The sequence below is a fragment of the Streptomyces sp. R28 genome, assembly GCF_041052385.1.
Classification (GTDB): Bacteria; Actinomycetota; Actinomycetes; order Streptomycetales; family Streptomycetaceae; genus Streptomyces.
On sequence record NZ_CP163439.1, the window covers coordinates 1279023 to 1304461 of the forward strand.

Genomic DNA, 25439 nt, shown 5'->3' on the forward strand with positions numbered 1-25439 from the left:
TCGAGCTTTTCAGTCAAAGACCGCGAGGTGGTCGGCGGCGCCTCCGTGCCACTCAATCATGAAGAGGGTGGCGTCGTCGCTGGTACGCCCGGCGCGTTCTTCCTTCAGCGTGTGGGAGAGCCGACGCAGGTCCGCCCGCATGCCGTCCGACGGTTCCTGGCCCAGGCGGTTGACGCAGTGGATGAGACGTTCCTCGCCGAAGGGCTGCCCGCCGTCGACGCGTTCCTCGATGATGCCGTCGGTGTAACAGAGCACCCGGTCGCCCCGCTGGAGTGTGTGCTCTTTGATGCGGGGCATCTCGCCTCCGAAGCCGACGGGCAGCGTCGTCGCGCTCTCCAGCTGCTGCACGACCTGGCCGTCGCGGATCAGCAGCGGCGCGGGGTGGCCCGCGTTGACCAACTCCAGCTCTCCGGTGGCGATGTTCAGGTGCATCAGCTGCGCGGTGACGAAGTGGTCGTCGCCGAACTGCCGGGAGATGGCAAGGTCCATGAACGTGTACTTTTCGGCCAGGCTGACGAACACGCGCCTGGCATGGCGGTAGGCACCGATGGCGATGGTCGCCATCGAGGCGGCGTCCAGATCATGGCCCATCGCGTCGATCACGGCCAGATGCAGGATGTTGTCGTTGAGGGCGTAGTCGAAGCTGTCGCCGGCTGCGCGGTAGGCGGGCTCCAGAATGCCTGCCACCTGAACCTGGGGCACGGTCATCGTCAGCGGTGGCAGCAGGCTCCACTGGATCTCCGCGGACACGCTCATCGGCTCCCGGCGCCGGGCCAGGAAGAACTGGTCGGTGTAGGCGTTCTTCGTGACCAGCATGTCCGCGACCAGGCTGGCGAGCCTGCCCAACAGACGCCGGTCGTCGTCACCGACGGCGTCCACGGTCAGGGCCAACACCCCCACCTGGTCGCTGCCGTCCAGCAGCGGCAGGTACATCCGGACGCCGCCGCGGGCCTGCGCCACTTCGACGACCTCCGCCCGCAGGAAGGAGCGTCCGGCAGGCGAGTCGGTCACCGGCTCGGGCTGGCCCACGTGCAGCTTGTCGCCCTGAAGCGGCACCAGCAGCTCTTGGGCGTAGTCCTGGAGCAGGATGGAGACGTCACGGCCGCCGATCCTGGCCACCTCCCCCGCGATCAGCGGGGCGATCAGCTGCGGCGGCAACAGCCGCGCCCTGTCCAGCAGCACGCCGAGAAGCCGCTCGCCGAAACCCTCCGCCCGGTCCACGCTGTCCTCGCCCATGGCCCGGCTCGCCACCTCCATCCCGCCATCCACGCCGCTGACTGCCGACGCACAACGTGCCCCGGTCAGCTGCCGGAGCGGCTCATTACGCCATGCGCGGCATGTCGGCCCGGGCTGTCGGCGCTGTCCGCGCCCGACATGTTCGGCCCAGGTCGTGGCGGCCACCAGGCGCAACGACGGTTCCCCATCCAGGCGTCCCTTGGCCTGCTCCGGCCTGGCAGCGGGCCAAGGGACGTGGCTTGTTCAGGAGGCTCGGCCGGCCGCGTGGCCCCATCGCTTCCCCCTCGGGCTCGCTGAGGAATCACGTCTCCGGACGGGCCATCTTCACTGCGTACGCCATGCTCGGCATCGCTCGCGTGCACGACCTCGCTGGGTAGCGGGAAGAGAGGCGTTCATCCAGCACGTCAGAGATCGTTTATGGGACAACCGGGAACCGTTTCCTCGGTTGGGCATATTCGACGCCCGACCGCGCTCATCTCATGCGTACGCAGGTCAGCCGCCTCGCCGGGCCTGCTGAGTCCGAGCGGCAAGGCACTCCTCCGCGAACGCCAATGCTTTGAGGTGGTACGCGCGGGCTGCCCAGCCGAGGCTGATGTTGTGGCCGGCATGCGGGAGATGATCGACGACGACCCGTGGGGCCGCGGACAGCCGTCCGACCAGATCGGCGAGGTCCTCGTCGTCCCGGCTCCACCAAGCCTCATGCTGCGCGAAGGTGAGTCGGACGGGGACGCGGACTCGTGGCAGGACCCAGGCCGACAGCCGCATCCAGCCGGCCACTGCGCTGACCTCCTGAGCCGGCATGGTCGCCACGACCGTCTGGCACATCCGGAACGTGTCGGGCGGATACAAGCTCAGCGGGCCCCAGTTCCGCTGCCGCAGCCCCTCGCCGCGGTCGGGGCTGAGCTGACCGGCGTGCACGGCCGGTCGGCGGCCGCACCCGGAGACTTCCACACCCAGCGGGGCCGGCCCCTGCCAGTCGGCGGCCACAGCGAAGGCGACCTTGGCGCCGAAGGAGTGGCCCAGCAGCAGTGTGCCGACGCCCGGAGTGTGGGCAGCTGTGAAGGCGGCTATCGCCGCGCGCACGGTGGTGGCCTGCAGGCTGAGTTTCTGCCCGGCGGGAAGCCGGTCGGCGGACGTTCCGTAACCCGGGCGGTCCAGGGCCAGCACCGTGTAGCCCAGGCGCGCTCCCAAAACCAGCAGGGACACATCGGGGTGTGCCTGGCCGTCGAAATACCCGGCATTCATGCCGCAGCCGTGCAAGGCCACGATCACAGCGCGCGGATCCTGTGCCGGCTCGCTCACTAAGCCCGAGAGTGTGATGCCATCCGCATCGATGGTGAGCGGGCGTACCCCGGGAGAGAGCATCCGGTGCTGCTGTGCTGACACAGCCGATGACGTACGGGCGGCAGGCTGCACGTTCATCGCGATCTCAGCCACGGCATGCCCCTTGACCACATCCAGCAGCAATGGCCAGGCTTTGACGGTCTGCTGTCGCCAACCTTGACAGGCGGGATGCGTCCCCAGCGCAGCGTCGCACTACCTCGCGCCCAGCGAGTCTCCCCGTCGGCGCCCCGCCCGTCTGGGGCAACGCCGCGGCGCTCTCGCACAGGCTGAAGGCACAACCGATGACATCGGCACTGATCGTGACTCGGCGGCCTCCGCACCGCGAAGCCGCCTCGACGACAGCATGAGGACGGATATCCATGATGCCCAGCATCCAGCCCTGAACCAGTCCCTGCCGCCTCGACGCGGCCATTTGCCCTACCCCGCCGAGACGGCGTCAGATCTGTCGGGGGGGCCTTCAACTCGAGTCGGGCTCGTAGGGCAGCCGAGAAACACGCACTCATGGTGAATCTTGAGGCAACGTAGCCGAACAGCCCTCCCTGGCCCCGCAGCGCGGTCAGGTCCGCAATGGCCTCGCCCTCGTCGGCGAGCATCACCGCCAGATCGGTGGCGATCCGTCCCGGTCATGTCCGATCGAGCGAGGCCGCCGCGGCTTGGGAGCGGTGGAGTACACGGCGGTCAGCCAAGTGGTATCGGCACGATCCGCCGACCACAGTGCCCCGGCACGACCGATCACCCCCGAGTCATCAGCCACTGACATACACCCTTGGACGCCTGCAGAGAGTCGATCAGGACGTGCTCGACGACGCCCGAGGAATGGGAATGAACCGATTCCACAGGCTCTGGCAGATCGAGTTGCCAATGGCCTGGCCAGTCATACTCGCCGGCCTGCGGGTCTCGGCGCAGCTGACCGTCGGCATCGTCACCATTGCCGCCTTCGAGGTCAACATGGGGCTCGGTTACTACGGTTACACCTCGCTCGACAACCTCGGCTCGGTGAACACGGGAACGAGGCGCTGGTGTGCGTGCTCTTCCTCGCCCTCATAGCGCCGGCCCTGCTGCTCGTCCAGGTCGCGTATGTCGCCCTGCTCGAGTCCGCGGGCGCACCGACACCAAGCATGGGCAGGGATCACCACGAGATCGCGGATGCCCTGGCCGCCCTGTGGGCCGGGCTCCGGCTCCAGTGGCTCATAGACCCGCGTCGCGACCTGGTCGCCCGGATGACGGCCGGATGACGGCCGGGTTGGAGGACCTGCTGGGCACCAAGGTCCCCACCGAGCGGTCGCCCTCCTCGCCGGGCTGGGTCAGAGGGCGCCTGCCGGACCCGGCGCCGGCGGCTGTGGCTTCACCAGTCCGCTCTGGTAGGCGATGACCACGAGTTGGGCGCGGTCGCGGGCATCCAGCTTGGTCATGGCCCGTTGGATGTGGCTGCGTACGGTGAGCGGGCTCAGGACGAGCCGGTCGGCGATCTGTGCGTTGGACCTGCCGCGCGCGGCCAGGGTCACGACCTCCCGTTCACGGTCGGTGAGGGTCTTGACGGCGTCGGGGAGGACGAGGAGGTCGTCGGTGTCCGGGGTGGCCAGAAAGCGGCTGATGAGGGTCCGAGTGGCGGTGGGTGACAGGAGGGCTTCGCCGGCCGCGACGGTGCGGATGCCCGACAGCAGAACGTCGGGGCTGACGCCCTTGCCGAGGAATCCGCTCGCGCCGGCGCGCACGGCCTTGGCAACGTTCTCGTCGTTCTCGAAGGTGGTGAGGACGAGGATGTGGGTGTCCGTCAGCTCGGGCCGGGAGCAGATCTCGGCGGTGGCCGCCACTCCGTCGAGGTGCGGCATCCGGATGTCCATGACTACCACGTCGGGCCGGTGCGCCTCGGTCAGCTCGACGGCTTCCCTCCCGTCGGCGGCCTCCGCGATCACCGTCAGGTCGTCGGTCGAGTCGATGAGGATGCGGAAGGTGGCCCGGAGCAGGGCCTGGTCGTCGGCGAGCAGGACGCGGATGGTCATGGCGCGGGGCTTTCGTGGTGGTGGTCGATGGCACTGCTGGGCAGGGTGTCGAGCGACAGGGTGCACACGACCTCGAAGCCGCCCTGGGCACGGTGGCCCGAGTGAAAGGTGCCGCCCGCCGATGTGGCTCGCTCGCGCATGCTGATCAGGCCGAACCCGCCTCCCGGGCCGGGCGGCACGCCGGGGCGGTCGGGAGCGGTGTCGTTGGTGACAGTCAGGGTCAGACGACGGGGCGTGAAGGTGAGCCGTACTTCGGCGGTGCGGCCGGCGCCGTGCTTGGTGACGTTGGTGAGCGCTTCCTGGAGGATCCGGTAGGCCGTCAGATCGAGTACGGGGGTGAGCGGGCGCCACTCCCCCTCGACAGTGACGTTGACCTGGAGGCCGGCCGCCGCACAGGAACCGACCAGGTCGGGCAGCTGGTCCAGTCCCGGCGCGGGGGCCAGGCCGCCCGCGGGGTCGGTGTCCTGTCGTAGCAGCCCCACAGTGGCCTTGAGTTCACGCAGGGCCGCCGCCGCCGTCTCCGGGAGCCTGTCGATGATCTCCTGGGCCTTGTCGGGCCGGGTCCGCAGGAGGTGCTTCACGGCTCCGGCCTGGGCGTCGGCCAGGGTCAGGTGGTGGGCGACCACGTCGTGCAGTTCGCGTGCGATGCGCATGCGCTCCTGGACGACCCGGTGGCGTGCCTCCTCCTCGCGCTGCCGGTCGGCGTGTTCGGCGCGGGCCTCGGCGTACTCGCGGCGCACCCGCCGGTACCCGCCGGGGGCCGCGCAGAGCAGGATCCACGCCGTGGGGTTGACGACGGCGAAGACAACGGAGTCGAGGAAGGAGGGGAAGACCAGGCCGCTGACCCCTACGCAGCCCGTGCCGATCAGAGCGCTGTGCGGACGAGGTCCTTGGTGTGCTCGTCGTTCGGGCCGGTGGACGGGACCGCCGAGAAGAGCGCGGTGTCACCGGCCGGGTTGAACTGCGCCGCGGAGACGGAGACGACCCCCGTGTGGCCGAACGCGGTGCTGTCCCGCCGTACCCGCAACAACCGTCCTGCCCGTGGGGCGACCGACAACGGCGGAACCCGGTGGGCCCGCCCCGACGGAACGCTCGTCACCGGCTCCGCCGACAACGGGACGTGGACGGCGAGTACGACGTCCTGTTGAGACGTGGGCGGGCCGGCCCTGAGTATCTGCTCAGGGCCGCCCCGCCCGCGCACTATCAGCTTGCGGTGGCCACCGGGTCGCGGGTTGGTTCGGGCATCGCCTCAGGTGCGGGCGTCTCCTTCGGCTCGGGCTCGGCTGTCACCGCGGAGGGAGCGGGGGTGGGGGCGTAGGGGATCTCTCCGCGCAGGACGGCCTTGGCGCGGTCCTCGTCGAGCTCTCCCTCCCAGCGGGCGACGGCCAGGGTGGCGACGCCGTTGCCGACCAGGCTGGTCAGGGCGCGGGCTTCGGACATGAACCGGTCGATGCCGAAGATCAGCGCGAGGGCGGCGACGGGGACGTGCGGGACGGCGCTGAGGGTGGCGGCCAGGGCGATGAAGCCGGAGCCGGTGACGCCTGCGGCGCCCTTGGAGGTGAGCAGCATGACGGCGAGCATGGCCAGTTGCTGGGTGAGGCTGAGGTCGATGCCGAGGGCCTGGGCGAGGAAGACCGAGCCCATGGTCAGGTAGATGGCGGTGCCGTCGAGGTTGAAGGAGTACCCGGCGGGCAGCGTGATGCCGACGACGGGTTTCGAGGCTCCCGCGTGCTGGAGCTTGGCCATCATGCGCGGCAGGACGGGCTCGGTGGAGGAGGTGCCCAGGACGATCAGCAGTTCTTCCTTGATGTAGCGCAGGAAGGGCATCAGCCGCAGTCCGTTGAGGCGCATCACGGTCCCGAGGACGACCAGGACGAAGAAGAGGGCGGTCAGCCAGAACGAGCCGACCAGCAGGGCCAGATGGCGCAGGGTGCCCAGGCCGTAGTTGCCGATGGTGAAGGCCATCGAGCCGAACGCGCCGATGGGGGCGAGCCGCATGATCCAGCGGATGAGCGTGAACAGGACCGTGGAGAACTTCTCGATGCCCCGGGCGATCCCCAGGCCGGCCTCCCCACTGGCGTGCAGGCCGAAGCCGAACAGCACGGACACCAGCAGCACCGGCAGGATCTCGTTGCCGGTCAGGGCGCTGACCAGGGTGGCCGGGACGATGGCGAGGACGAACTCGGCGAAGCCCTCGTGGGTCGTGGTCGCCTCCGGCGGCAGGCCCTTGGTGGTCAGGGTCGAGAGGTCGACGTGCAGACCGCTGCCCGGCTTGACGACGTTGACGACGACCAGGCCGAGCACCATGGCCACGGTGGTCAGCACCTCGAAGTAGACCAGGGCCTTCAGGCTCACGCGGCCGACCGCACGGGCGTTGCCCATGGAGGCGATGCCGTGGACGACCGTGCAGAAGATGATCGGCGCGATGAGCATCTTCACCAGCGCGATGAAGCCGTCGCCGAGCGGCTTGAGGTCAGCGCCGACGGAGGGCCACAGCCAGCCCACGGCGGCGCCGAGGAAGACGGCGATCAGGCACTGGATGTACAGGTGGGACAGCATCCGGCGGATGCGGGCCGGTGGTGCGGTGACGGTACCCGGGGCGGCGTCGTTGCGGCTCATGCGGGGCGTCCTTCCAGGACGGGAACGAGGAGTTCGGCTCGGGCGATACGCCGGGCGGCGCGGTGCAGGAGCACCGTGGGGGACGCGCCGTCCGGTGCGGGGACGGCTTGGGTGGTGATCACGCCGGCGGGGGTGCCCAGGCGCAGCGTGCCGTCGGCGGTCTGCCGGGCGACGCGGTGGGCGAGGGTGCCAGGGGTGGCGGCGGCCGTGGCGAGGGCCACGGCGGAGGTGAGGCCGATCGCGGGGTGCGGGGCGTGCATGGAGACCATGCGCACGGCCAGGTCGTACTCGTCCTGGTTGACGAGTATGCCCTGGGTGGTGCGATAGGGGGCGGGCCGGGCGACGATGCCCACCTTCGGCACCGCGTGGCTGACCGGATCGCCCTCGCGGGCCAGGCCCATGGCCAGCGCTGCCTGGCGGCGCAGCAGTGTCAGCGCGGGCACCGCGGTGGCGAACGCGGTGAGGGATTCCGTGCCGTCGAGGCCGAACGCCTTGGCCTCGAAGAGTGCGGCCGGAGCGCCGGCGTCCACCAGGGATGCCTCGACGGGGCCGTCCGGGCCGGTCAGTTCGTCCAGTGCCCGGCCGGTCGGCAGAGCGCGGCCGGTCGTCGAGCCCGCCGGGTCCTGAAACCCGAGCAGGACCGGCACGCCCGGCGCCGAGGTGCCCGGCACCACGGCCGTGCCCTCCTCCGGGGCCACGCCCGCGGGGGTGGGGATCGTGCCGGTGAGGCGGGCCCCGGTGTTGACGTTGAGCAGGCGGACGGTGGTGGTGTCCGACGCGATCGGCACGAGCTGGTGATGGACGGCGTACAGGGCCACGGCGGTGGCGCAGTTGCCGCAGTTGCTGGCCCACTCCACGCGCTCCTCGCCGATACCGACCTGCGCGAAGGCGTACTCGACATCCACGCCGGGTTCGGCCCACGCCTGTACGACGGCGGCCTTGGAGGTGGTGGAAGAGGCGCCGCCCACGCCGTCGATCTGACGGGGGTCGGCGGCGTTGAAGGCGGCGAGCAGCAGGGCATCGACGTCCACGCCCGTGGCGGCCACGTCGCGGTGGTCGAAGATCCAGCACTTGCTGGTTCCTCCGCGGATCATCTCGCCCTGCACACGCAGCACAACTGACTCCTCACAAACATGGAAAGGGGAAGCCCACCGACGGTCTCGCCGTGCGTGGTGTCCTCCACGGTGAGTTACAGCAGCGTGAAGTACAATCTCGGAAATCTGCATGGCTATTAAGGTGAAGTGAACGCTGGAGGTAGCGGCATGCTCGACGTCCGGCGCATCCTGCTGTTCACCGAGGTCGCCCGGCGCGGCTCGGTGACGGCGCCCGCCCGCGCCCTCAACTACACCCCGTCAGCGGTGTCGCAGCAGATCAGCCGCCTGGAAACGGAGGCAGGACAGCCCCTGCTGGAGCGCCACGCCCGGGGTGTCACCGTTACCGACGCCGGACGGGCGCTGGCCGAACGAGGGGCACGGATCGAACGCGAACTCCGGGCAGCGGAAAACGAACTCGCCGACTTCGCCGGCCTGCGCGCGGGCACGCTGCGTATCGGCACGTTCCCCACCGTCGGCGCCTCGCTCCTCCCGCAGGCCGTGATCGCCTTCCGGGACGCCCACCCCGACGTACGGCTGACCGTCCGCAGCGCCCGCATCGCCGGACTCTGGACCATGCTGGAGAACCGGGAGATCGAGATGTCGCTGATGTGGGACTACGACTGGAGCCGCATCGACCGGGAGGACATCGTCGTCACCCCCCTCCTCGATGACCCACCAGCCCTGCTCGTCAGCGACCGCCATCCACTCGCCGGCCGCGACGCCGCCTCACTCGCCGACTTCGCACACGACCCCTGGATCACCCGCGCCGACCATCACCCGGTGGCCGAAGCCCTTGTCCGCGGCTGCCGCGCCGTCGGCTTCGAGCCCCACATCGTCTACGAGGCCCACGACTACCAGGAAGCCCAGGCCATGGTCGCCGCCGGCATCGGCGTCGCCCTTGCTCCCGCCCTGGCCCTGGAGGGCATCCGACCCGGCGTCAACGTCCTGCCCCTCCAGACGCCGGCCCCCGTCCGCCGCATCCTCCTGGTTCGCATGGCCGATCACTCACTCACCCCCGCCGCCCTGACCTTCGCCACACTCCTCCGCGACACCGCCGCGGCACGAACAACCTGACACTGACACTGCTGGAGTTCGGCTGCGATGAGAGTGGCTGCGGCGTCGACCTCGTCTTGGAGCCGTTGCCGATCAAGGCGGTTCTCCTTCAGTCGACGCCGGAGGCGGGTGACCTCCTCGGTCAGCTTCTGGTCGTGCTGGCGGGCAGTGCTTTGATCAACCCGGTTGTCCCAGTCAGCGAGTACCGCGGTTGCGCGGTTCATGGTGGCTCGGCTCACGCCTGCCTCTCGCCAGAGGTTCTGCTTGGCCAGCTTGCCGTCAGTGCGAATGGGCCCGACCGGAAGAGGCGTTCCATGGCCTCCCGTAGGGCCCTTTCGGCCTTGAGGGAGAGGCCTGGCTGGTACGGGATGGCCATGATGCCTTCGACTTGGTAAGTGCGATCTCGTCCTCGCCGGCCGCGCGCAGCCCGTCGGGCACGGCGCGTGCGCCGGGGTGCGTGGCGTCGTAGTACGCCATCGGGAGCGTCAGCGCCTCAACTGGCCTCCCGGGACGGCCACGCGAAGGTGAGCAGACCGCCGTTCGCGTCCCGGACCAGGTGCCCGGACGTGCGCAGCTCGTCGTAGGTGTCACTGCCGGGTTCGACGGTCGGCCACGCCGAGACGGCGAGCTTCACCCCTAGGCCGGTCAACTCCTTGACCATGGCGGCGGGGTCGGGCCACTCGCTCTCCTCGCAGCGCCAGTCACCCATCTTCGGCCAGCGGAAGAAGTCGCAGACGACGACGGCCGGCGGCAGTCCGCGCTCCCTGTACTCCCGTGCCACCACGAGGAGTTCGTCCTGGGTGCGATAGCACAGCTTCAACTGCCTGAAACCGGACGCCCACTCGGGGAGGAGGGGCGGGCGTCCGGTGGCCCGGGTGTGGGCGTGGAGGGTCTGGGCCGGGGTGTCGCCGGCGGTGACCCAGTAGTCGACGCGCCCGCCGGCGTCGGCGGTCCACCGGGTGGTGTCGGTATCCGCGCGCTTCATCTGATGCGGCGCAGGTGGGGCGGGAGCCCCGTCGACAGTACGAGCTGACGTTATTTAACTCTCGCGCTCCTCACACTTCTTCCCGAACTCCAATGTTTGACTCATCGTCAGGATGCGAGCCGGACCCATACCCGCAGGTAACCAAGTCTCTCGTGCCGCAAGACTAGACAGAGCAACGTTCATGTCCGTTAATCCATCCCATGTATCAGTGGAGAGGGCTGATCGGACCGAGAAGCCTATGAATCCGGGACCTCGTTGCCCAGCAGGGCTGCCGCCTGGCTCCCAGCCGCCGGCTCCGGACGGAGTTCCGACGAGCGAACAGGACCAACCGCAGTGCCGGTGGAGTCTCACGCGCGTCGGCTCTCGCCGGCATGGCGGCCGGGACGGTGAGCGCCACCAACGGCTCCCGCTGTGATGTCGTCGGCCTGCCACGCATGGCGCCAGCCCGGCAGCAGACAAGCCCGTGACGTGCCGCACCCGACTCCGGGACATGCGAGCGAAGGCACCGACCAAGCAGTCGCTCTCCCCTCACCGAAAGGTTCAAGATGTCTTCCTCCGTCAGCAGACGGCGCCTGCTGCAAATAGCCGGGGCCACCGCAGCCGCCTCTGCCACCGGATCCTTCGTCGGGGCATCTCCCGCCCACGCGGCGGCCGTTCCTCCCGCAAGGGCCGATATCGGGGTCTTGGCGCGTCCCTTCGAACTCGGCCAGGTCCGGCTCACCGCGAGCCGGTGGCTGGACAACCAGAACCGCACACGGAACTACCTGCGGTTCGTCGATGTCGACCGGCTGCTGTACAACTTCCGCGCCAACCATCGGCTGTCCACCAACGGCGCGGCGGCCACGGGCGGCTGGGACGCGCCGACGTTCCCCTTCCGCACCCACGTCCAAGGGCACTTCCTCACGGCATGGGCACAGCTGTACGCCGTGACCGGGGACACCACCTGCCGGGACAAGGCCACCTACATGGTTGCGGAGCTGGCCAAATGCCAGGCCAACAACAGCGCCGCAGGCTTCAGCGCCGGGTACCTCTCCGGCTATCCCGAGTCCGACTTCACCGCTCTCGAGCAGCGGACCCTGAACAACGGCAACGTGCCGTACTACACCATCCACAAGACCCTTGCCGGGCTGCTGGACGTATGGCGACACATCGGCAGCACACAGGCCCGGGACGTGCTGCTCGCCCTGGCGGGATGGGTCGACCGGCGCACCGGCGGGCTGAGCCGCCAGCAGATGCAGGCCATGCTGGGAACCGAGTTCGGCGGCATGAACACCGTGCTGACCGATCTCTACCAGCAGACAGGCGACGCGCGGTGGCTCACCGCCGCCCAACGGTTCGACCATGCCGCGGTGTTCGACCCGCTGGCGGCCAACCAGGACCAGCTCAACGGAATTCACGCCAACACCCAGGTACCCAAGTGGATCGGAGCCGCCCGGGAGTACAAGGCCACCGGCACCACCCGCTACCGGGACATCGCCACCAACGCCTGGAACATCACCGTCAACTCGCACACCTATGCCATCGGCGGCAACAGCCAGGCGGAGCATTTCCGCGCCCCGAACGCCATCGCCGGCTTCCTGAACAAGGACACCTGCGAAAGCTGCAACACCTTCAACATGCTCACCCTCACCCGGGAACTGTTCGCGCTCGACCCGAACCGAGCCGCGCTGTTCGACTACTACGAGCGGGCATGGCTGAACCAGATGATCGGCCAGCAGAACCCGGCCGACAGCCACGGCCACGTCACCTACTTCACCCCGCTCAACCCGGGAGGCCGACGCGGCGTCGGCCCGGCGTGGGGCGGCGGCACCTGGAGCACCGACTACGGCACCTTCTGGTGCTGCCAGGGCACGGGCCTGGAGATGCACACCAGGCTGATGGACTCCATCTACTTCCGCAGTGACAACACCCTGATCGTGAACCTGTTCGTGCCCTCGGCGCTCAACTGGTCGGAGCGCGGAATCACAGTCACCCAGACCACGACATACCCCGCCGGCGACACCACGACCTTGCAAGTCACCGGCAACGTCAGCGGAACCTGGGCGATGCGCATCCGCATCCCGAGCTGGACCACCGGGGCCACCATCAGCGTCAACGGCACGGCGCAGAACATCACCACCACGCCCGGCAGTTACGCCACCCTGACTCGCTCCTGGACCTCCGGCGACACGGTCACCGTCCGCCTGCCCATGCGGGTCGTCATGCGAGCCGCCAACGACAACGCGAACGTCGCCGCGATCACCTACGGCCCGGTGGTCCTGTCCGGCAACTACGGTGACTCCTCTCTCAGTTCCCTCCCGTCACTGAACACGTCCTCGATCACACGGACCAGCAGCAGCTCGCTCTCCTTCACCGCCACCGCCAACGGCTCCACCGTCAACCTGGGCCCCTTCCACGACGCGCACGGCCACAACTACACCGTCTACTGGAACACCACCGGCAGCGTCCGTCTGGTCAACGTGGGCAGCGGCCTCCTGCTGGGCATCCAGGACATGTCCACGGCAGACGGTGGCCGCGCTCTGCAGTGGTCGGACAACGGCACCGCCGACCACGACTGGTACATGATCACCGACGGAACCGCGGTCCGCTTCCGCAACGCCCACAGTGGCAAGGTGCTCGGCGTCCTGAACATGTCGACGGCAGACAACGCGACCGTCCTGCAGTGGTCGGACAACGGCACCACCGACCACAGATGGACGCTGCTCGACCAGGGAGACGGGACCTACAAGATCCGCAACGAGAACAGCGGCAAGTTGCTCGCCATCGCGAACAACTCCACCGCTGCAGGTGCGTTCGCGGTTCAGGACTCGGACGACGGCACCACCGACAACCGGTGGCGCATCGTGAGGAACTGAGATCCACTCCGGAAGCGGATCGTGGGTGCTCTCCACCCTTCCGCTTGCTCGACACTTCGACCCTCGTTCGATATTACGAACGCCGAGGTCGAGGTCAGAGCGCATCAACAGTCCGGACAGCCCCTTGCAGAGCCAACCGGAAATGCTCACTCAAGAAACGAGACCCCATGCAGAAACAACGTAGTTTCGGCCGCAGGCATCTGACCGCGGTGCTCGCGGCCCTGGTCGCTTCGGCGGCGACTCTCGTCGCCAACCCGGCTCAGGCGGCCACCAGCGGCGCCATACGCGGCGTTGGTTCCGGCCGGTGTCTCGATGTGCCCGGCGCCAGCCAGACCGACGGCACGAACCCGCAGATCTGGGACTGCCACGGCGGGACCAACCAGCAGTGGACGCTGACGGACAACAACCAGCTGACCGTGTACGGCAACAAGTGCCTGGATGTCCCGGGCCACGCCACCACGGCCGGTACGCGGCCGGTGATCTGGTCCTGCAACGGCGGTACGAACCAGCAGTGGCGGGTGAACTCCGACGGCACGGTCGTCGCCGTGGAGTCCGGGCTGTGCCTGGACGTCAGCGGCGGCGCCACGGCCAACGGCACGGCGGTGCAGCTCTGGAACTGCAACGGCGGCAACAACCAGAAGTGGACCGGTCTGTCCGGGACGGACAGCGCGTGTGCTCTTCCGTCGACGTACCGGTGGTCCTCGACAGGTCCGCTGGCGCAGCCGGCGAACGGCTCGGTCGCGCTGAAGGACTTCACCACCGTGACGTACAACGGCAAGCACCTCGTCTACGCGACCACCTCGAACGGATCGTCGTGGGGCGCCATGACGTTCAGTCCCTTCACGAACTGGTCGGACATGGCGTCGGCCGGCCAGACCGCGATCAGCGGGTCCGCGGTGGCGCCCAAACTGTTCTACTTCGCGCCCAAGAACATCTGGGTGCTGGTCTCAAACGGGTGGGGTACCGCCTGGCCCTTCACCTACCGCACGTCCAGCGACCCCACCAACCCCAACGGCTGGTCCGCGCCGCAGGAGCTGTTCACCGGCAGCCTCCCCACAGGCGGCCCGATCGACCCGACCGTGATCGCCGACGACCAGAACATGTACCTGTTCTTCGCGGATGACAACGGCGGCATCTACAGGTCGACCATGGCGCTCGGGAACTTCCCGGCCAGCTTCGGCTCGTCGTACACCAAGATCATGAGCGACACGAAGGAGAGGCTGTTCGAGGCGCCGGAGGTCTACAAGGTCCAGGGCCAGAACCAGTACCTCATGATCGTTGAGGCGATCGGCGGGAACGGCCGCTACTTCCGCTCGTTCACGGCCTCCAGTCTGAACGGTTCGTGGACCGAGCAGGCCGGCAGTGAGAGCGCCCCCTTCGCGGGCAAGGCCAACAGCGGTGCCACGTGGACCAACGACATCAGCCACGGTGACCTGGTCCGCAACAACCCCGACCAGACCATGACCATCGACCCCTGCAACCTGCAGTTCCTCTACCAGGGCAGGGACCCCAGCTCGGACGGCATGGACTACCCGAAACTGCCGTACCGGCCGGGCGTGCTCACCCTGCAGCGCTGACCCGCGCGCACATGATCACAAGCTCATGACCCCGCCGACCAGGCCCGCAAAGCAGCTTGCGCTTTGCGGGCCGGGAAGGAACCCCTCCATGGTTCCCCCGCACAGACGGCTGCTGCGTCTCCTTGCGGCCACCGCACTGACGCTCAGCGCCTGCGTCACCGCCTCCGCCGGCACGACCGCCGAGGCCGCACCGGGCAGCCCCGCGCTCACCCCGCCGCTGGGCTGGAACAGTTGGAACAGTTTCGGCTGCGGGGTCACCGAGGCGCAGGTGCGCCAGGCCGCCGACGCGATGGTGTCGTCGGGTATGCGGGAGGCCGGTTACCGGTACGTGGTGGTCGACGACTGCTGGTTCGACCCTCAGCGTGACAGCGCGGGCAACCTGCGGGCCAACCCGACCAAGTTCCCCAGCGGCATGAAGGCCCTCGGGGACTACATCCACGGCAAGGGCCTGAAGTTCGGCATCTACCAGGCACCCAACGAGAAGACGTGCGCGCAGGGCGTGGGCACCTACCCGGGCGCCACGGGCAGCAAGGGCCACGAGGCCCAGGACGCCAACGCGTTCGCCTCATGGGGCGTCGACTACCTCAAGTACGACTGGTGCTCCGGCAGCGGCACCCTGAGCGAGCAGATCGCACAGTTCACCATCATGCGCGACGCCCTGCGCGCCACCGGCCGGCCCATCGTCTACAGCATCAACCCCAACAGCTTCCACGCCCCCACCGGCGACAAGTACAACTGGGGCGAGGTCGCCGACCTGTGGCGGACGACCGAGGACCTGCTCGACATCTGGCAGAACAACAACACCAACAGCTACCCGATGGGCGTCGGCAACGTCCTGGACGTCACCGCGCCGCTGGCCGCGCAGTCGGGCCCGGGGCACTGGAACGACCCCGACATGCTGGTCGTCGGCCGCCCCGGCCTGTCCCTGACCGAGTCCCGCTCCCACTTCGCCCTGTGGGCACTGCTGGGCGCACCGCTCATGGCCGGCAACGACATCCGCACCATGTCCGCCGACGTGAGCGCGATCCTGCGCAACCCGCGTCTGCTGGCGGTGAACCAGGACCAGCTGGGCGCGGGCGGGCGCCGGGTGCGCGACGACGGCGGCACCGAGATATTCGCCAAGCCCCTGTCCGACGGCTCGGTCGCGGTGGGCCTGTTCAACCGGGGAGGCGGCACGGCGACGGTCAGCACCACGGCCGCTCAAGTCGGCCTGTCCGGCGGGTCGTTCACCCTCACCGACCTGTGGACCGGCGGCACGTCGAGCACGTCCGGGCAGATCTCGGCGAGCGTCCCCGCGCACGGCGTGGCCGTGTTCCGGGTGAGCGGCGGCAGCCCGCTCGCCGCCACCACCTCCCGGCTGCGCGGCAACGCCTCCGGCCGCTGCCTGGACGTCGACAACGCCTCCACCGCGGCCGGGGCCACGGCACTGATCTGGGACTGCCACACGGCCGCCAACCAACTGTGGACCACATGGGCCGGCGGCGAGATCCGCGTCTACGGCGACAAATGCCTGGACGCCTACAACCAGGGCACCACCAACGGCACCCGGGTCATCACCTGGCCCTGCAACGGCCAGAACAACCAGAAGTGGACGATCGGCTCCGACGGGACGATCCGCAACGTCCACGCCGGGCTGTGCCTCGACGTCAACGGGGCCGCCACCGCCAACGGCACCCCGCTGGTCCTGTGGACCTGCAACGGCCAGAACAACCAGAAGGGGACCACACTCCCGTAACCCGCCACCCCTGCCACCGCGCAGGGAGACGTCCGATCGATTGAGGGCAGTCCCACGACTGCAGGCCAAGCTGCGGGGACTGCCCTCCGCCACCGGGACCGGGACTTCGAGCCCATCGCCGCAGTCATGATGTCCCTCAACTGTGGCGGGGCTGCAGGCGCAAAGGCCTGCAGCCCCGTTCAGGCGTTGAGGTCAGGACGGGTCGCCGTACTGGAGTCCGCGTCCGTTGGTGCCGACGTAGACACGGCCGTAGGTGTCGGGGTCGCCGGTGATGACGCCGACGCCGCCGATGGCGCCCCACTGGTGTGCCTTGTCGTTGACGCGGAGCCAGGTGGCGCCCTTGTCGGTGGAGCGGAAGACTCCGGTGACGTCCTTGACGGTGCCGATCAGGTACAGCGCCTGGTAGCCGGTGCCCGGCTTTGCCTTGCCGAAGCCGAGGGCGGAGGCGGACTGCACCGTGCTGAGCGTGGTGAAGGTGCGGCCGCCGTCGGTGGAGTGCAGCAGCCCCTTGGAACCGGCGATCCACAGGTCACCGGCGACGCCGGGGACGGCCGTGAGCTTGCCGGAGGGCAGGTTGCCGGCGCGGGCGGTGAAGGTCGCGCCGCCGTCGGTGCTGGCGTAGAGCGTGCCGCCGGACAGGGAGTAGAAGGTCTTGGCCGAGGAGCGGTCGGCGACGACCACGGCGTCGGTGCCCAGGCCGCCGACCCTCGACCAGCTCGCGCCGTTGTCGGTAGAGCGGTACGGGGCCTGTCCGGACTGGGTCCAGACGATGCTGGAGCCGTCCGCGGCGAGCGCGATGCGGCCGCTGTGGGCGCTGCCCACGGGCTCCGCCTTGAAGCCGTTCCAGCTGAGGCCGCCATCGGTGGAGTAGGCGCCGTCCTGCGCGCCGCCAGTGCCGACACGGACCATCATCGAGGCCTTGGACTGGGCGAAGTCGATGTCGGTGCTGTTGCTCATCATCGGGTTCGCCAGCCGCCCTGAGGGCACCTTGGTCAGGGAGTCGTGCCGGAACCCGCCCTGGTCGCCCATGGCGGTGATGACGGTGGCGCCGCCGGGAGGGGCGATCGCGTCGATCAGCGCGGTCTCCTCCAGCCCTCGGGCGCCCATGCTCCAGTGGCTGGTGCCGCCGCTGTCGGAGGCGTTGGCGTCCTTGCTGCGCAGGATGCCGTTGCCGGTGCCGTACAGCACGTGCCCGGAGTTGAAGGGATCGATGGCCAGGGCGGTCATCCAGTGCCCGGTGTGGGTGCCGACATAGGGAGCGGCGGAGGCGCTGCGCGACGACTTGTCGGCCAGGGCCTTCCAGTTCGCGCCGCCGTCGGTGCTGCGGTAGATCTCGTCCTCGGGCCACCAGCGGCGAGGGTGGTGACCATCACCGTGGACGGCTTGCGCGGGTCGACGGCCAGGCCGGAGAAGCCGTAGCTGCCCTGCGACGGGGAGACGTTCTTCCACGCCCCGCCGGCCGGCGTGTACTTCCACACCGAACCCCCCGTCACGCCGTTGGGTCCGAGGTTGTTGGTGTACGTCAGGTACAGCGATCCGTCACCGGAGAGCACGCCGTGCTGCGGCATCTGGCCGGTGGGCTGCCCGGAGACGGCCTGCCAGGTGCTGCCGCCGTCGGTGGAGCGGTACAGGGAGGTGGACCTGTCGGCGACACCGACGTAGATCGTCTTGCTTCCGGCCGGGCCGTACGTCACGAAGGAGATGCCCGCGCCGCTACTCGCCCCGTCCTTGACGGGGAACGAGGAGACCTGACTCCATGTCACACCGTAGTCGGTGCTGCGCCACAGGCCGTTCTTGCGGGTGCCCAGCAGCAGGGTGCCGTGGTTGGCCGGGTCGATCACGAGCCGTTCGCCCGCCCCGCGGCCGTCCTCGTTGCCGCCCAGCTTGAAGGGCAGATCGGTGCGCTTGAAGGTGCGGCCCCGGTCAGTGGAGCGCAGGATCGCGCCGTTGCCGGCCCACTCGTTGGTGTAGGTGCCCGCCCCAAGGTAGAGCCGCTTGGGGTCGACGGGGTCGGTGGCCACCGAGTCGATGCCCAGCAGGTTCCAGTCCTTCTCGCCGATCCAGTCGGTCAGCGGGATCCACTGCTCGGCCCCGGTGTCCCAGCGGTAGGCGCCGCCCATGTCGGTACGCGCGTACAGCAGGCCCTTCTCGCTGGGGTTGAACACCAGCCCGGTGACGTAACCGCCGCCCACCACCTGGGCGTTCTTCCACGCATACGGTCCGGCGGCGGCCGTGGTCTGGGCCGTGCCGGCCCCGTCCGTCCGGGTCTCGGCCGTCTTCACCAGCTTCCACTGCTGGTTGGTGCTGCCCCGGCCCGGATACTGGACGACTGCCGCGCCGTCGGCCGCGGAGCCTCCGGAGACGTCCAGCACCTGGCCGCTCCTGCGGGAGGTGAGGGTAACGGCGTCGGCACCGCTCACCTCGTCGATGCGCCACTCCTGGGAGGTGGAGGAGCTGTCGGTCTGCTGCTCGGCGGCGGCCGCCTGAGCGGTCGAACTGCCCGCTATGCCCAGCACCTTGCCGCTGTTGCGGTTCACGAGCTCGTAATAGCCGTCCCCGGCGGGCTTCAGCTTCCACTGCTGGTTGGTGGTGTTCTGGTCGGTCCACTGCTGGATACGGGTGCCGTCGGCCGTGGAGAAGCCGTTGACGTCCAGCACCTTGCCACTGCGCACGGAAACCAGCCGGTAGTAGGCATCGCCGTCGACCGTCGCGGCCTGCGAGTCCTCCTGTGCGAACAGGAAGTACGGCACGACGATGGCGGGCACGCCGACCAGCAGACCAGTGGCGGTCCAGCGACGGCGATGACGCCCGCGGCGCCCGCCGTTCGTGGGGTTGTCCATGGGGGTGAGGTTCTCCTTGCATGCTGTTCACCGGAGGAAATCCGGATCCCGGCCACCGGAACTGACCGGATCCGCTCCCTTGTCGCCACAGGCCCCGCACAGGGTTGCCGCGAGCCGGGAACTTTTTTCAGGCGCCTCGTGGTGCGGCAGGAGTTGGTCAGCGGCTGGGTGCCGCGGTTCCCCTTGGCGTCGACGGCCATGGCCCGAAAGGACCCCGAGCCGGACGTCCTGGGCTGCCCCAGTCACCAACCGGCACGTGACGAGAATCGAACTCGCGCTCTCAGCTTGGGAAGCGATGGCGCTTGGAGGGCGTCATGGCTGCTGACCTTGCGGACTCCGGTCTTCACCGACTCCCCGCAGTCCGGCTGGACCCGCACCCGCTACGGCTGCGCCACCACGCAGGCACCGGTCCAGGCGATCAGCATCCAGAGTGCCAAGCATGTCCTGCCCGCCAGCGGTATGGCGGCCCGGGGCCATCGCCTTCTTCGGACTCGACGGCTCCGGCGGGACCACCACAGGTCCGGCCCACGCCACCGGTTCCGGCAAGTGCCTGGACGTGCCCGGCCTTTCGCAGACCAACGGCACCCAGACGCAGATCTGGGACTGCAACGGCGGCACCAACCAGCAGTGGCGCCTCGGCTGACACCACCGCCCAGGACTGAGAGGGCTACTGCCCTCCTCCCCCGCCCGCGCACCGCGGACAGACGAGCGACCCGTACCAGACCGTGACAGCCCGCCCCAGGACACCATCTGCCCCTGCGCCACTTCGCGAACCGAATCCGCCCCTCGGCCGGCCGTCACCATCTCCCGCCAACCCCCGGACGGCACGCCCTCCGCCCCAGCGGAGGACTGGTCGAACACCCCCTGGCCCGCATACGACACCCAGGATGCGCAGCCCGGCACAGCTACGTGTACGACGAGCACCCGAGCGTAGGCGCAGGCGGCGGCGCAATCCGAGGCCCCCTCCACCTGAACGATCCAGCACGCTGGCCGGCGGTTCTGGTGGAGAGGGCCTTCGGGGGTGCATGGCTCACTCGGTGCGCAGGCCGTCCGGGCGCATCAGCCGTAGCAGTGCCGGCAGGCTGAGCACGGTCACCAGCAGGACGACGGCGGTGGCGGTGCCGGTCATCGACAGTACGCTCGCCCAGTCCACGCTTACCGGTTTGTCCGTCATCTTCAGCAGTGCCGTGCCCAGTGTCATCCCGAGTGCTGTGGCCAGCGCCAGGCCGAGGCCGATCGGGATCGCGGTCTGCCACAGCACGGACAGGCACAGGGTGCGGCGCCGGGTCCCGACGGCGATGAGCGACGACAGCAGTTTGCGGCGCTCGCGCAGCTGCTCCAGCTGCGCGACCAGCAGACTCGCGCCGATCAGCGCCAGTACGCCGGCGGCGCCGACGAGCAGGAAGGTGCGGATGGAGGCGTACGCGTCGTCGCGCTTGCTGGACACCAGCATCGCCGGGTCGGTCTGCATGCCGAGACGGCGGGCCGTGTTCCGCGCGTACTCCGGCGCGGCCGCCAGCCCCTGGTCGAGCGCGAGGTAGATCTTCCCGTCCAGGCCATGTGCGCGGCCCGTGGGCAGGGCGCCCGGCGTCAGCAGCAGCCCGCCACGCTTCCACCCGGACTGGTCCACCTTCGCCCGTGCCTGCTTCACGCCCGCCGGCACGGTCCAGGGCATCGGCCTGTGACCGAGGAGGGAGCCTACGGTCGCACTGAACCGCACCTTTGTGCCGGCCTTGGAAAGTTCGGCCGCCCCCAGCTCATCGGCCTCCTCGGCCCCGCCCCGGACGGCGAAGACGTCACCGTCCTCGCAGGAAGGCAAGGAAGCCACCTCGCGCAGGGACGCGCAGTCGGCGATGGTGACCGGGGCCTCTTTGCCGGCTTCCGTGCGCCGGACACGGCCCTCGTCGTAGGCGTAGACGTTCGCAACGCCTCTGGTCGCCTTGAAGTCGGCCGCCGCCCGGGCGAGCGGGACCCCGTCCGGCAGTTCCGCGCGCATCTGGGCCCGGGTGGGGTCGTCGGTGGTGTGCTTGGTGAACTGGCCCTGCACCCCGGAGAAGAGCATTTGCAGGGCGATGGCGCCCGCCACCGCGACGGCGATGCCGTTGACCATGCGGGCGGCCGTTCCGCTGCTCAGCTGGAGCCGGCGGGTGGCCAGTTGCCAGGCGACCCCGCCGGAGCCGAGCCGGGCGACGACCGTCTCCACGACCCACGGCAGCAGGGCGGTCACCCCGACGAGCAGCAGGAGGACGCCGCCGGTGACCTGGTACTGGTTGAAGTCTGCACTGAACCGGTCCTTGCCGATCATCGGATAGAGCAGTCCGAGCCCGCCCACGGGCAGCAGGATCCGCCACCACAGCCGGCGCCGTGGGGGCTTCGCGGTGCGCACCACGCCGAGCGGCTCGATCACCACGCCGCGCAGCGCGAACAGCGTGACCATCACCGCGGCCGCCGGGACCGCGACCGCGACGAGCAGGGCGAGCCCGGGGGAGGGGATCAGATAACCGGGGAACACACTCACGTCGAACAGGTCCAGGGACCCGGAAAGCTGCCGGACGATCAGGAAGAAGACCGTGCCGAAGGCCAGGCCGGCCACGGCCCCGGCGAAGGCCTCGCCGGCGGCGATCCGCCGGGTCATCCCGCTGTCCGAACCCACCAGCCGCAGCGCCGCCAGTCGCCGGTCACGGCGCTCGCCGCCGAACCGCACGGCCGCGGCGATGAACACGCCGACCGGCATCAGCAGCGCCAGGAACACGACGAGGCCGAGCAGGACGAGGACGGGGTCCTTCTTCTCCGAGGCCTTGTACCCTGCGCCGAATCGGTCGATGCGTTCGACCCTGCCCATCCCCGGCACGACCACGAGGTGATCGGCGCCGCGGTAGAAGGCCAGTTCCTGGGCCCCGATCAGTCCGGGTTCGGCGATGGTGCCGACGATCCGCTCCGGCAGCCGTTCGCGCAGCAGTTTCCCTTCGCCGGACTCCAGCAGATGCTTCAGCGCGGGAGAGACCACCATCTCGCCCACCCCGGGAAACTTCGAGACCCCTGGGGGCAGGGGCGCCCTGGGACCCTCGGGCTGCAACTCCCGCCCGCGCACCTCCTTGTCACGGAAGGTCGTCCCGGCCTCGCCGACCACCAGCGTGTCGTCCGCCTTCTTCATCGGCACCAACGCGGTGTACGTGAGGTCGGAGCGCGCCTCCTGCCGGTCGTGCCGGACGGCCAGCGCGTTCGGGAGCGCGGTGGCGAGCAGCAGCAGCGCCACGCCGAGCCCCACGCCGACGGCGGTGAGGAGCATCCGCACCCACCCCTCCCGCCCGCCGGTGAAGGCGAACCGGGTCCCCATGGCCAGATCCCTGGCCCACTGCCGTGCACTCATTTGGCGCGCTCCATGTCCCGGGACCTGCCGTCGCGAACGACGACCTCGCGGTCGGAGTAGGCGGCGACCCGCGCCTCGTGCGTGACGAGCACGACGGCCGCGTTGGTGGAGCGGGCCGCCTCGGTCAACAGCCCCATCACGCGCTCACCGTTGAGCGAGTCGAGCGCGCCGGTCGGCTCGTCGGCGAACAGCACCCGGGGGTTGGTGACCAGCGCCCGGGCCACGGCCACCCGCTGGCCCTGACCGCCGGAGACCTCGCCGGGCCGCTTCTTGCGCAGGTCGTCGACCTCGAGCCGCTCCATCCACCGCAGCGCGGCCCGCTCGGCCTCCTTGCGGGAGGTGCCGTTGAGCCGCAGCGGCAGCGCCACGTTCTCCACACAGGTCAGCTCGGGCACCAGCTGACCGAACTGGAAGACGAAGCCGAACTCGGAGCGGCGCAGCGCACTGCGCTGGGCGTCGTTCATGGTGGCCAGCTCACGCCCGTTGTAGGTGATGGACCCGGAGTCGGGCGGCACGATCCCGGCCAGGCAGTGCAGCAGCGTCGACTTGCCGGACCCGGAGGGGCCCATCACGGCGACGACCTCACCGGGGTGGATGGAGAAGTCAGCGCCGTCGAGCGCGGTGGTCGGTCCGTACGCCTTGCGCAGGTCCTGGGCGGCGAGCAGGGAACCGGGAGGAACATGGGTCATGCGGTCACCGCCTCGGCGAGCTTGTCCAGACGCGCCGCGGTCAGCTCCAGCCAGCGCAGATCCGCTTCGAGGTGGAACAGGGCGTGGTCGCAGATCAGCTGGTCGGCCAGGTCACCCCGGCGCTTGCGGTCGGTCAGGATCCGCATCATGCGCAGGTGCTCGGAGCGCTGCGTGTCGAGGATGCCGGCCGCGTCCCGGTGCGTCAGCAGCGCGAGGACGACCTTGCTGTACAGCAACGACTGCAGGTACGGCTCGGGCTTCTCCGGCGTCGCGAGCCAGCGCTCGACGTCGGTGATCCCGGCGTCCGTTATCGCGTACCGCTTGCGCTCGGGCCCACCGCCCGCCTCGATGCCGTCGACTTCGACGAGGCCGTTCTTCAGCAGCCGGGACATCGTCGCGTAGACCTGGCCGTAGTGCAGCGGCCGATCATGACCGAACTTCTCGTCGAAGGCCCGCTTCAGGTCGTAGCCATGTCGCGGACCGGACTCCAGGAGCCCCAGAAGAGTATTACCGATGGACATGCCCGGCACTCTACACACCATGTATACCTGCCATGTATACGCTCAGTGTTTAGATCATGTCGGTGGGTACGCCCGTGCAGGTGGGGGGCTGTGTCACGGTTCCGATACGAGGGGCCACCTCTCCGGGCGGGGGTCGGGTATGCCGTTGGGCAGCCCTTGGGTAGCCTCCAGCGGCGCCTCTTGCTGCCGGCGCCGACGCGGACACCTGCCAACCCGGACTCGGTACCGGAACCCAGCAGTAGACGCAGCAGCAAGCCGTGGAAACCGGCCCCCACCTTGCGCGGCCATGACCCCGTGCGCACTCAGCACTCGATGTATACGCGCAGTTTATACTCCGCGTGTATAGTGCTGCGCATGTCCATCAGCCATACACTCCCAGGGCTCCTGGAATCGGGGCCCCTGCCGCGGTTAGGACCTCGAGCGGGCCATTGACTGAAAGGTCGGTCACGACCGGCCACCGCACTACGACCAGGCCTGCTCGACGACGTCCCGGCTGCTGAAGAACGACCTCGTCGAAGTCGACGGGATCGAGGCCGGCAGCGGTCCCGAGCGCAAGCGGTACGCCATTGCGGACGCCGGGATCACCGACATGGAGCGGTGGCCGACCACGCCGGAGAAGCCCGAGCCGTACCTGCATCGACGCTCTGTACGCGCTGCGGACCCACCGCGACGTCGCCGACATCCTCGACGGCCAGCGCTCCGAGCACCTGCGCAGCATGCGGTTCTTACCGACCGTAAGCACAGGGGCGACGCGAGCGATCTGGACGCCCTGGCTGTCCCGGCGGCCGCTACTTCCGCAGGCCGGAAGGCGTCCGAGGAGGAAAAGCTCCCGTCGTCGGCGACGGGGGCGTCGGAACGAAGGTGGCGAGCAGCGCGCCACCCGCAATCAGAGAGTAAATAGAGTGAAAAACCGGACGCCACCTGTAGATGGAACCGGTCAGACGCCTCCAGCAAGTGAAACTCCTCAAGAGGAATCGGAAGACCTCGAAATCCGCAGGTTTGCCATCGGGGTCATCCTTTTCACGTCGGCATGCGTGACACTAACGTGTGAGCTGTTTCTCGCTCTCAGTGGTGCGAGCCTCAAGACGACGGCAATGGCCGCTGTGAGCGTATTCGGCGGCACCTTCGGTCTTGGATACTTCATCGCCAAGAGGCTTGGATATATTCGGACGAGCACGTAAGACTCGATGAACAAACTGCGAACGCACACAGCATCTGGACGCTCCCAGCCGCAACCGCTCGAACCGGGCGCCGTGTAGCGACTTCCGGTGTGCTGCCGACACAGTGGATGTGTGCTGGAAAATAAGGGCGCCGCGTCCAGGCCGCGTCGCCCGGTATCGGCGGGATGTCGCGGGTGCCGGTCAGTGACAGGCGCGGACCAACACAGCGAGGACCGGCGAGGCCGGTGACGGCTGGCTCTGCCCGATGTCCTCGTACCCCAACCCCAGGGCGTCGTGGATGCGCCGGGCAGCGCCGGTCTTCCTCCATGCCGGCTGGCCGTCGCCGTGGCCACCACCG

At 69.2% G+C, this 25439-nt stretch carries 16 protein-coding genes and 5 pseudogenes; 8 read left to right on the forward strand and 13 right to left on the reverse strand.

The window, feature by feature from the left end; translation table 11 throughout:
* Positions 1 to 9: 9 nt before the first annotated feature.
* Complete coding sequence (locus AB5J49_RS05520; RefSeq protein ID WP_369167321.1) at positions 10 to 1257, reverse strand: PP2C family protein-serine/threonine phosphatase; 1248 nt, start codon at positions 1255 to 1257, stop codon at positions 10 to 12.
* A gap of 471 nt (positions 1258 to 1728) precedes the next feature.
* Positions 1729 to 2601, reverse strand: a complete 873-nt coding sequence (locus AB5J49_RS05525) for an alpha/beta hydrolase (RefSeq protein ID WP_369175050.1) — start codon at positions 2599 to 2601, stop codon at positions 1729 to 1731.
* 546 nt (positions 2602 to 3147) lie between these two features.
* Between AB5J49_RS05525 and AB5J49_RS05530 the strand changes: the two genes are divergently transcribed.
* Together AB5J49_RS05530 and AB5J49_RS05535 are read left to right on the forward strand one after the other, a co-directional pair.
* Positions 3148 to 3627 carry an ABC transporter permease subunit gene (locus AB5J49_RS05530; RefSeq protein ID WP_369167322.1) on the forward strand — a complete coding sequence of 160 codons (480 nt, stop codon included), beginning with the start codon at positions 3148 to 3150 and terminating at the stop codon, positions 3625 to 3627.
* Positions 3600 to 3815, forward strand: a complete 216-nt coding sequence (locus tag AB5J49_RS05535; protein WP_369167323.1) for a hypothetical protein — start codon at positions 3600 to 3602, stop codon at positions 3813 to 3815. The genes AB5J49_RS05530 and AB5J49_RS05535 overlap by 28 nt, the downstream gene beginning before the upstream one ends.
* A 69-nt stretch (positions 3816 to 3884) precedes the next feature.
* Here AB5J49_RS05535 and AB5J49_RS05540 read toward each other — a convergent pair whose 3' ends face one another.
* From AB5J49_RS05540 to AB5J49_RS05560, 5 genes and pseudogenes are all read right to left on the reverse strand, one after another.
* A complete protein-coding gene (locus tag AB5J49_RS05540) occupies positions 3885 to 4583 on the reverse strand; it encodes a response regulator (protein ID WP_369167324.1) in 699 nt (232 codons plus the stop codon).
* Positions 4580 to 5398, reverse strand: a pseudogene (locus AB5J49_RS05545) (sensor histidine kinase); the annotation flags it as partial. The pseudogene AB5J49_RS05545 and the gene AB5J49_RS05540, both read right to left, overlap by 4 nt.
* 50 nt (positions 5399 to 5448) lie before the next feature.
* Positions 5449 to 5682: a hypothetical protein gene (locus tag AB5J49_RS05550; RefSeq protein WP_369175500.1), complete on the reverse strand. Its 234-nt coding sequence runs from the start codon at positions 5680 to 5682 to the stop codon at positions 5449 to 5451.
* Positions 5683 to 5786: 104 nt separating this feature from the next.
* A complete protein-coding gene (gene dctA / locus AB5J49_RS05555) occupies positions 5787 to 7202 on the reverse strand; it encodes a C4-dicarboxylate transporter DctA (RefSeq protein ID WP_369167325.1) in 1416 nt (471 codons plus the stop codon).
* Entirely contained in the window at positions 7199 to 8317 is a 1119-nt protein-coding gene (locus AB5J49_RS05560; protein ID WP_369167326.1) for a PrpF domain-containing protein, read from the reverse strand. The genes dctA and AB5J49_RS05560 overlap by 4 nt, the downstream gene beginning before the upstream one ends.
* A gap of 147 nt (positions 8318 to 8464) precedes the next feature.
* Here AB5J49_RS05560 and AB5J49_RS05565 point away from each other — a divergent pair, with 147 nt between their 5' ends.
* Positions 8465 to 9370, forward strand: coding sequence for a LysR family transcriptional regulator (locus tag AB5J49_RS05565; protein WP_369175051.1), 906 nt, complete (start codon positions 8465 to 8467; stop codon positions 9368 to 9370).
* Between the two features lie 472 nt (positions 9371 to 9842).
* Here AB5J49_RS05565 and AB5J49_RS05570 read toward each other — a convergent pair whose 3' ends face one another.
* Entirely contained in the window at positions 9843 to 10334 is a 492-nt protein-coding gene (locus AB5J49_RS05570; RefSeq protein WP_369167327.1) for a TIM-barrel domain-containing protein, read from the reverse strand.
* Positions 10335 to 10879: 545 nt separating this feature from the next.
* Here AB5J49_RS05570 and AB5J49_RS05575 point away from each other — a divergent pair.
* The 3 genes from AB5J49_RS05575 to AB5J49_RS05585 all read left to right on the forward strand — a co-directional run bounded on the left by AB5J49_RS05575 (position 10880) and on the right by AB5J49_RS05585 (position 16501).
* Positions 10880 to 13189 carry a beta-L-arabinofuranosidase domain-containing protein gene (locus AB5J49_RS05575; protein WP_369167328.1) on the forward strand — a complete coding sequence of 770 codons (2310 nt, stop codon included), beginning with the start codon at positions 10880 to 10882 and terminating at the stop codon, positions 13187 to 13189.
* A 167-nt stretch (positions 13190 to 13356) separates the two neighbouring features.
* Positions 13357 to 14766, forward strand: coding sequence for a non-reducing end alpha-L-arabinofuranosidase family hydrolase (locus tag AB5J49_RS05580; RefSeq protein ID WP_369167329.1), 1410 nt, complete (start codon positions 13357 to 13359; stop codon positions 14764 to 14766).
* Positions 14767 to 14854: 88 nt separating this feature from the next.
* Entirely contained in the window at positions 14855 to 16501 is a 1647-nt protein-coding gene (locus AB5J49_RS05585; RefSeq protein WP_369167330.1) for a ricin-type beta-trefoil lectin domain protein, read from the forward strand.
* A 192-nt stretch (positions 16502 to 16693) separates the two neighbouring features.
* Here AB5J49_RS05585 and AB5J49_RS05590 read toward each other — a convergent pair.
* Positions 16694 to 19341, reverse strand: a pseudogene (locus AB5J49_RS05590) (RICIN domain-containing protein).
* Positions 19342 to 19671: 330 nt separating this feature from the next.
* Between AB5J49_RS05590 and AB5J49_RS05595 the strand changes: the two are divergent.
* Positions 19672 to 19972, forward strand: a pseudogene (locus tag AB5J49_RS05595) (RICIN domain-containing protein); the annotation flags it as partial.
* A gap of 399 nt (positions 19973 to 20371) precedes the next feature.
* On the opposite strand, the gene AB5J49_RS05600 reads toward AB5J49_RS05595, so the two are convergent.
* Genes AB5J49_RS05600 through AB5J49_RS05610 form a run of 3 tightly spaced genes read right to left on the reverse strand, consistent with a single transcriptional unit; the run spans position 20372 to position 23921 of the window.
* Complete coding sequence (locus AB5J49_RS05600) at positions 20372 to 22711, reverse strand: ABC transporter permease (protein WP_369167331.1); 2340 nt, start codon at positions 22709 to 22711, stop codon at positions 20372 to 20374.
* Complete coding sequence (locus tag AB5J49_RS05605; RefSeq protein WP_369167332.1) at positions 22708 to 23400, reverse strand: ABC transporter ATP-binding protein; 693 nt, start codon at positions 23398 to 23400, stop codon at positions 22708 to 22710. Before AB5J49_RS05605 ends, AB5J49_RS05600 begins: the two co-directional genes overlap by 4 nt.
* Positions 23397 to 23921 carry a PadR family transcriptional regulator gene (locus tag AB5J49_RS05610; RefSeq protein WP_369167333.1) on the reverse strand — a complete coding sequence of 175 codons (525 nt, stop codon included), beginning with the start codon at positions 23919 to 23921 and terminating at the stop codon, positions 23397 to 23399. Before AB5J49_RS05610 ends, AB5J49_RS05605 begins: the two co-directional genes overlap by 4 nt.
* Positions 23922 to 24275: 354 nt before the next feature.
* On the opposite strand from AB5J49_RS05610, the pseudogene AB5J49_RS05615 reads away from it, so the two are divergent.
* Positions 24276 to 24681, forward strand: a pseudogene (locus AB5J49_RS05615) (PadR family transcriptional regulator); the annotation flags it as partial.
* A gap of 601 nt (positions 24682 to 25282) precedes the next feature.
* On the opposite strand, the pseudogene AB5J49_RS05620 reads toward AB5J49_RS05615, so the two are convergent.
* Positions 25283 to 25417 (reverse strand): annotated as a pseudogene (locus AB5J49_RS05620) (GNAT family N-acetyltransferase); the annotation flags it as partial.
* Between the last annotated feature and the right edge of the window lie 22 nt (positions 25418 to 25439).

What these genes read in the sequence shown, in the direction of transcription:
- AB5J49_RS05585 (WP_369167330.1), top strand. Translation starts at nt 14,855, where the DNA reads ATGGTTCCCCCGCACAGACGGCTGCTGCGTCTCCTTGCGGCCACCGCA.
- AB5J49_RS05540 (WP_369167324.1), bottom strand. Translation starts at nt 4,583, where the DNA reads ATGACCATCCGCGTCCTGCTCGCCGACGACCAGGCCCTGCTCCGGGCC.
- dctA (WP_369167325.1), bottom strand. Translation starts at nt 7,202, where the DNA reads ATGAGCCGCAACGACGCCGCCCCGGGTACCGTCACCGCACCACCGGCC.
- AB5J49_RS05565 (WP_369175051.1), top strand. Translation starts at nt 8,465, where the DNA reads ATGCTCGACGTCCGGCGCATCCTGCTGTTCACCGAGGTCGCCCGGCGC.
- AB5J49_RS05580 (WP_369167329.1), top strand. Translation starts at nt 13,357, where the DNA reads ATGCAGAAACAACGTAGTTTCGGCCGCAGGCATCTGACCGCGGTGCTC.
- AB5J49_RS05525 (WP_369175050.1), bottom strand. Translation starts at nt 2,601, where the DNA reads ATGCTCTCTCCCGGGGTACGCCCGCTCACCATCGATGCGGATGGCATC.
- AB5J49_RS05605 (WP_369167332.1), bottom strand. Translation starts at nt 23,400, where the DNA reads ATGACCCATGTTCCTCCCGGTTCCCTGCTCGCCGCCCAGGACCTGCGC.
- AB5J49_RS05570 (WP_369167327.1), bottom strand. Translation starts at nt 10,334, where the DNA reads ATGAAGCGCGCGGATACCGACACCACCCGGTGGACCGCCGACGCCGGC.
- AB5J49_RS05520 (WP_369167321.1), bottom strand. Translation starts at nt 1,257, where the DNA reads ATGGAGGTGGCGAGCCGGGCCATGGGCGAGGACAGCGTGGACCGGGCG.
- AB5J49_RS05600 (WP_369167331.1), bottom strand. Translation starts at nt 22,711, where the DNA reads ATGAGTGCACGGCAGTGGGCCAGGGATCTGGCCATGGGGACCCGGTTC.
- AB5J49_RS05575 (WP_369167328.1), top strand. Translation starts at nt 10,880, where the DNA reads ATGTCTTCCTCCGTCAGCAGACGGCGCCTGCTGCAAATAGCCGGGGCC.
- AB5J49_RS05610 (WP_369167333.1), bottom strand. Translation starts at nt 23,921, where the DNA reads ATGTCCATCGGTAATACTCTTCTGGGGCTCCTGGAGTCCGGTCCGCGA.
- AB5J49_RS05530 (WP_369167322.1), top strand. Translation starts at nt 3,148, where the DNA reads ATGGCCTCGCCCTCGTCGGCGAGCATCACCGCCAGATCGGTGGCGATC.